At 38.9% G+C, this 6,676-nt stretch carries 8 protein-coding genes and 3 pseudogenes; all 11 read left to right on the forward strand.

All coding sequences use genetic code 11. From position 1 onward, the window contains the following. Positions 1 to 283 (forward strand): annotated as a pseudogene (locus L3V32_RS25555) (hypothetical protein); the annotation flags it as partial. Positions 284 to 292: 9 nt separating this feature from the next. Then, positions 293 to 784 (forward strand): hypothetical protein, encoded by a 492-nt coding sequence (locus L3V32_RS25560; protein ID WP_237285614.1) that lies wholly within the window; start codon positions 293 to 295, stop codon positions 782 to 784. Between the two features lie 36 nt (positions 785 to 820). Continuing rightward, positions 821 to 1,000, forward strand: a pseudogene (locus L3V32_RS26360) (hypothetical protein); the annotation flags it as partial. 33 nt (positions 1,001 to 1,033) lie between these two features. Continuing rightward, complete coding sequence (locus L3V32_RS25565; RefSeq protein ID WP_158173437.1) at positions 1,034 to 1,600, forward strand: imm11 family protein; 567 nt, start codon at positions 1,034 to 1,036, stop codon at positions 1,598 to 1,600. 21 nt (positions 1,601 to 1,621) lie between these two features. Continuing rightward, on the forward strand, positions 1,622 to 1,972 hold the full coding sequence (locus L3V32_RS25570; protein WP_374270547.1) for a hypothetical protein: 351 nt from the start codon (positions 1,622 to 1,624) through the stop codon (positions 1,970 to 1,972). 98 nt (positions 1,973 to 2,070) lie between these two features. Continuing rightward, positions 2,071 to 3,525 (forward strand): annotated as a pseudogene (locus L3V32_RS25575) (PAAR-like domain-containing protein); the annotation flags it as partial. A 12-nt stretch (positions 3,526 to 3,537) separates the two neighbouring features. Continuing rightward, complete coding sequence (locus L3V32_RS25580; RefSeq protein WP_225455303.1) at positions 3,538 to 4,287, forward strand: AHH domain-containing protein; 750 nt, start codon at positions 3,538 to 3,540, stop codon at positions 4,285 to 4,287. Between the two features lie 12 nt (positions 4,288 to 4,299). After that, complete coding sequence (locus L3V32_RS25585) at positions 4,300 to 4,875, forward strand: imm11 family protein (RefSeq protein WP_237285616.1); 576 nt, start codon at positions 4,300 to 4,302, stop codon at positions 4,873 to 4,875. 9 nt (positions 4,876 to 4,884) lie between these two features. Further along, positions 4,885 to 5,376, forward strand: a complete 492-nt coding sequence (locus L3V32_RS25590) for a hypothetical protein (protein WP_237285617.1) — start codon at positions 4,885 to 4,887, stop codon at positions 5,374 to 5,376. Between the two features lie 326 nt (positions 5,377 to 5,702). Next, positions 5,703 to 6,263 carry a hypothetical protein gene (locus L3V32_RS25595; RefSeq protein ID WP_237285619.1) on the forward strand — a complete coding sequence of 187 codons (561 nt, stop codon included), beginning with the start codon at positions 5,703 to 5,705 and terminating at the stop codon, positions 6,261 to 6,263. Then, positions 6,244 to 6,676, forward strand: a 433-nt coding sequence (locus tag L3V32_RS25600; RefSeq protein ID WP_237285621.1) for a hypothetical protein, incomplete at its 3' end; no start/stop codon positions are given. The genes L3V32_RS25595 and L3V32_RS25600, both read left to right, overlap by 20 nt.

Consider the following 6,676-nt stretch of genomic DNA (forward strand, 5'->3'; position numbering starts at 1 on the left):
ATACATATTAGCTTTAAACAACATTCAAGATGTTGTCGACTTTGAACGAAGCGTTATAGAAGTATCACCAAACAGTGGGAACCTAATCGTCCACCGATTGTTTCTAAGTCCAGAAAAAATATTAAATATCCCTTTCCATAAACGGGTGGTGTATAGGGCTGAAGGAGCTGATACTGCAGTATTTTTTGCTCCAGAAATCTATGATTTGATTAGTAATGATTCAAGGTTTTCTCTAGTTAGGAAAATGAAGAAGAATACATCTACGCGTGCACCTAAGTTTTAGGGAAAAATAATGAAAGAAGACTATATTATTTTAACAAAGCAAAGCTTAACTAACTTCCCACTCCAACAAAGCCCTAAGCCAATAGTGCCAGTAGAGCCCGATTTGCTTTTGGAAATGACCTTTTCTCCAAAGCTATTTATCATCAGTGATATTGCGTCAAAAGTAGAGAAACTGGTCGTTCATGGAGTAGAGTGGCTAGATGCTCGAGTGGATTGTTCTCCAAGCCAGCCGTCTGATGATGAAACTAAAGTTTACGAAGATTATCGTATGCCTTACATCCATCAAACTTATAAATTGACGGATAAAGAAAAACAATACGGCAAGTTGAACTGGTTAGACATCGAATCAACAGAGTTTGATTACTCTAAACTAGATAATGTTCCTTTAGAAGAACGATTAATATTTAAGCTAGAAGAAGACCTTGGCTTAGTGTTTATTCACCAGAGCGTGATTGACCTTCTTAAAAAAGACGTCAAGGACGTTTGGGTAAGGGATGTATAATGATAAGCGCCTAAAGGCGTTTTTTCATTTGGCACCATATTTAAATCAGTAGTTCAAGCGAATGGAACGCTCCGAGATGTTTGTTTAACAAAGGTCGGCAAGCCGAACGTTCTTATCCCTTATGGTAACAATGTTAAATCAACAGGCCTTCCTGGTGGCACTAAGACTATCTCTATGGATGGTGGTAACCGTGTCGCGATTAAAGGCCGTTCGTTCTAAAAAAGCACTGGTGTAAGTTATAGGTTTGAGATGGAAATAGTATACATAAATGAGGACTTTAACGAGGGTGAATCATTATTTACTGCCGTTGATAGTCGGTCATCTTTCTATGATGATAATGATTTCACTCCCACTTCTTGTAAAAGTGAGATTGTGTGGAAAGATGATGATATCTATGAAATTGAAGCATTAGATTTAATCAGAGGTGGTGCTTTTAATGTCACTAAGCCTATTGCTGAACTAATTATGAGTTTCGACCCATACGGCGTTGAAGTTTATCCCGCAAAATTAACCTGTTCCGGAGACGGAGTGTTAACTGAGCGCTACATCATAGCAGTAGAAAACTTAGTAGATGTTGTTGATTATGATAAAAGCATAAAAGTAACTGACGTAACTACTCGTTTTTACTTATCTGATGAAAAGATCAAGGAACTTTCGGATAGCAAGAGGCACGTTTTTAAACCTGTCGGAATGACAAAAACGTTCTTCTCAATCGAGTTGTTTGAAGCGCTTGTCCGATTAGATGAGGAGGGTAAAATAAATACTAGTATCGTTGCCTTTTCATTTGATACATCCGAAGAGACGCCCCGAGTCTAGTGTAAGTAGGTAATTATAATAATGACTAACTACGCAGTTTTATCTAAACAATCTTTGACTGACTTCCCATTCCAGCAAAGCTCTAAGCCAATTGTGCCAGTAGAGCTCGATTTGCTTTTGGAAATGACCTTTTCTCCGAAGTTATTTATCATCAGTGATATTGCATCAGAAGTAGAGAAACTGGTCGTACACGGAGTAGAGTGGTTAGACGCTCGCTTGGATTGTTCTCCAAGTCAGCCATCTGATGATGAAATTAAAGTTTACGAAGATTATCGTATGCCTTACATCCATCAAACTTATAAATTGACGGATAAAGAAAAACAATACGGCAAGTTAAACTGGCTAGACATTGAATCACCAGAGTGTGATTGACCTTCTTAAAAAAAGACGTCAAAGACGTTTGGATAAGAGATGTATAGAAAGCGCCGAAAGGCGCTTTTTTCATTCAACACAAGATTTAATCTGTAGATCAAGTAAATGCAACGCTCCCAGATGTTTGTTTAACGAAGGTCGGCAAGCCAGTCGTTCCTATCCCTTATGGCAACAATGCTAAATCAGCAGACCTTGCTGGTGGGACTACGACGGTCTCTATGGATGGCGGTAACAGTGTCGCTATCAAGGGCAGTACGTTCTCAAAAAGTACCGGCGATGCGGGCGGTGACAGAAAAGGCGTTGCCTCAGGCACGATAGAAGCCGAAGCAAAATTCATTTCAGCTTCACCAACGGTTAAATTTGAGGGCAAAGGCGTATGTCGTCTGTCCGATCAAATGACTATGAACAAAGCCAACACCATGTGCTTGGGCGGTGCACAAAACCCATCGGTTTCTGTTACGGAAGATCAGGAAGGGACGTATACGGTTGATTTGTACCTCTCTTACTCAGACGGTGAACCCGTTCAAGGCGCAACATACACTCTCACAGATCAATCTGGCGCGGTGTTTGAAGGAACATTAGACAACAACGGTAAAGCATCGGTTGGTGGCGTTGCTCCGGGGGAGTTTGCTATAGAGTACGGCGAGGACAGCCGCGATTTTATGCCAAATGTCCCAACCAAGACCAATCCAAACTTTAATCCAAGTGCGAACGCGCAGCTAATTATTGAAGAAGCTAAGCGTGGAGAAGTCGGTTTCTGGGAGAATGCGTGGAAGAGAATGTCTGGTGCTGCAAGCTGGGTTTGGGGCGTCATTCTTGGTGACTTTAACGATGATGCCTCCGTAGAACAGATCATTGCCAATACGGCCCTGACCATGATCCCTGTTGTCGATCAAGCAGCAGATGTCCGCGATTTATCAGCGAACATTATGACGTTGTTGAATGAGGAAGAACGTGATAAGTCCGAAAACTGGTTAGCACTTTCACTTACCCTTGTCGGCTGTGTTCCTACGTTTGGTAGTGCGGTTAAAGGCACATGTAAAGTTGCGCTAAAAGGCGGTAAAGGAACATCAAAAGATACTTTGCTAGCCGTTTTAAGAGGCATGGGTAAAGGCGATCCAGAAAAATTCTTGCGTACATTAGATTGGGTGAATTACGCCAAACAAACCAGCCAGATTGTTAGCGATGTTCTAAAACCTTGTATTGAAGTGGCAACCGAGTTGGCTTCATACGCAAATAGAATGGGCGCAGATGAGCTCGGTGCGTATTTCTTAAAGTTAGCGGATGAGGTAAAAATCATCGATAAGATGGTGCCGGACAAGCTTAAAGAAGCGATGGGCGAGTTTGATGATCTTTTTGCTCGAATCTTAGGTAAGGGCGAGAAAACGTACCCAGCAAAAGTAAAACATAATACCGGTGAGTCTGCTCAGTCAGGAAAGAACTCTGCAAAGGCGAATGAGGACAAAGATAAGAAGCCTGTGAGGTGCAAAATCTGTCGCAGAATTGCTGGTCACAAAAATGGTCAGTGTTCAGAAGCACTGAAAGCAAAGTAGTAAGGGATTAATATGGGCATTAGAGAGAATGAAGGGCGTTATGTTCGCTCACGTAGTTTGCGGGATACTGCGGTTAAAAAGAAGCATCCATTGAACTTTATGGATAGAGCCGTCGCCTCTCATCATATTATTTCTTGCGAAGCTACTCGTAGGCTATCTAGTTATCGCCGTAAGCAAATAACTAATAAAGGCTATGACGTAAATCACGCGTGGAACTTAGTAATTTTACCAATGCAGGATAAAATCGCTTGTCACTATAAACTGCCGTTACATAAGTCTAGCCATCTATCAAACAATATTATTACTCATTATGAAAGGTCTGCTGGAGTCAATATTTCTGACATTAAAAGTAGTTTAGAAAATCAAAAAAACTCAGAAACAAACCAAGATACAAAAAAGATTCTTGAGGATGATCTAAGTGTTATCGATGTATTATCAGGTTATCATAAAATAGTTGCAGTCAAATTGGCACGAATTCTTAAAGGTTTACATTGTAAAACAGACCCAACTGATTTTAGTGAGAGGCTAGATGACTTGTCGCAAGAATTATTAGGAGAAATTGATAGAGGTGACTTGTTACTCCTCCGAAGAGGAAAGCATTTTCCCAAAGGGCAGCGCGGGTGTCGCGATTGTAGAAAGCCTAATGCTAAAACCGATCGTATACATTTTGGACCTTTAGATAACGCTCCCAGTATGCCAAGAGTATTAGCATTTTGTTATACTTCGGATGGCGATTTAAAGACCGTTCAACAACAAAAATAATTGGAATATTATATGTATTTTGCATTGATCTCAGAAGATTACTACGCATCTAGTACTAATTTCACTCCCGTTGATAACAGAGAGTCGATGTACAGTACGAACATTTATCATCCTTCTTCATCTGAGAACCCTATCATCTGGCAAGATCTTGAAGGAGGCAGTATCAATTCTGTTGGACCCATTGTTGATTGTGGTGACCTTTCTGTCAGTGCCAACTTTGCTCAAATGCTGATGAGCTTTGACCCTTATGGTATAGAAGTTTACCCTTCACTTTTGAAAGCAGATAATGGATCTGCTGAGGGGCGATATTTAATTGCAGTCAACAATGTAATAGATGTACTCGATGAGGAAAAGTCGATCATAAAAACTTCACCAAGAAGTGGAAAAAAATTGGTGCATGTGCTTTATCTTTCTGAAGAAAAACTAAAGAGCATACCACTAAACAAACGAATCGCCTTTCGAGTAAAAGGTGCTGAAACAGTGATGTTTTTTTGTGAAGAGTTTTTTAATGAGGTTGGCTCTTTATCGGAATTTGATGTTTTAAGAAAAGCTAAAGTTAGTACTCTAGATAGAGCACCAAAGTTTTAAGGAATTACGATGAAAGAACAATATCATTTACTAACTAAACAAGACTTAGGTAACTTCCCATTCCAGCAAAGCCCCAAGCCAATTGTGCCAGTAGAGCCAGATTTGCTTTTGGAAATGACCTTTTCTCCAAAGCTATTTATCATCAGTGATATTGCATCAGAAGTAGAGAAACTGGTCGTACACGGAGTAGAGTGGTTAGACGCTCGCGTGGATTGTTCTCCAAGCCAACCAACAGATGATCAAATTAAAGTTTACGAAGATTATCGAATGCCTTATATCCATCAAATTTATAAATTGACGGACAAAGAAAAACAATACGGCAAGTTGAACTGGTTAGACATCGAGTCGACAGAGTTTGACTTTTCTAAATTAGAAAATATTCCCTTAGAAGAACGATTGATATTTAAACTAGAAGAAGATTTTGGCTTAGTTTTCATTCACCAAAGTGTGATTGCCCTTCTTAAAAAAGACGTCAAGGACGTTTGGGTAAGGGATGTATAGAAAGCGCCGAAAGGCGCTTTTTTCATATCAGCGAGATTAAAAAAAGAGTTGAGAAAAAATATTACTGTAAAAAAGAGTTTACCGAGGACCTAGATGATGCTGCGGAAGATATAGTGGATAAACTAAACAGCTTTCATTGGACTCTGTCCAGGTTTGGTAAAGACTATGCTCCGGGCTCAAAAATTGGATGTGGAGGTGGTAATATTGAAAGCGACAAAAAAAAGTAGAGAAGCATGTCCTCATAGGCTTAATGTTACTGGAACTAGGCACACTATTCGGAATAAACTAGGCAAGATAATGGAACCTAGAAAGTTAAAGGCAGGATCATGAGTGATTATTTCTTCGTAAAAGAAAATCAAATTACACCAATTTATGCAGTCCCTGAGGAATATGAAGAAGCAGCATACAGTACAAGATTTACCTTTCCATGTAGGCCCGTACCTGTTTTAGCAAAATACAAACCAGACGAGCAGTATAGAATACCGGATGTTATTATAGAGCCTGAATTTGCTATGTCTAGAGATATATATGATAGTTTGAAATTTGAACAGTTATATGGTTCTAACTGGATACATATCAAATTAATTGATAAAGGTGAACATGATTTCATGATGTTGCAGTTAGCACATGAGCTAGATGTCATCTGTCATGAACAGAGTGTTTTTAAAAGGTTCAAACGAGGAAATATATCAGGTATGAAAAAAGTCGTTATTGATCCTCAGAAAATTTCATCGATTCCCCTTCAAAAAAGACTAGTTTTTAGAGCTTCAGCATGGGGATTTCACACATTCTTTCATAAAAGTATAGTAAAAGAAATTGAATCAAAAACTCCAAATGGTGTTGAATTTGTACCAATAGAGCACTTTAATGAAGCGTGGGCCGGTTGACATGTATATCAAGTTTAATAAAGACAATATTAGTAAATTATTACCTGAACAAAGACCAGGTATGATTTTTTCTAACCCAGACTTGTTTATTATTTTTGAAAATAATATCCGATTTGTAATTTGGGAAGAGATTTTAGAAAAGTTGAATCAATTTTGGCTAGAAGGGAAAGATGCTTGGGATAGTGATTTTGATTTTGGTAGCCATCCTGATGATTATGATAGACAGTTTTATGATTATAAAACAATTGAACTTTTACAATTTCCAACCCTATCTGATTTAGAAGTGGAAGAAAAATATGCTTTTGTTTTTAACGAGAATAATGAATTATATATTAGTGAGAACTTCGTTAAAGACTTGAAGTCAGCTGGATGTGTCGATGTATGGTATGATACCACAGCTCCATATGGCCGTT

It is taken from the genome of Vibrio sp. J2-4 (assembly GCF_021728155.1).
Lineage (GTDB): Bacteria > Pseudomonadota > Gammaproteobacteria > Enterobacterales > Vibrionaceae > Vibrio > Vibrio diabolicus.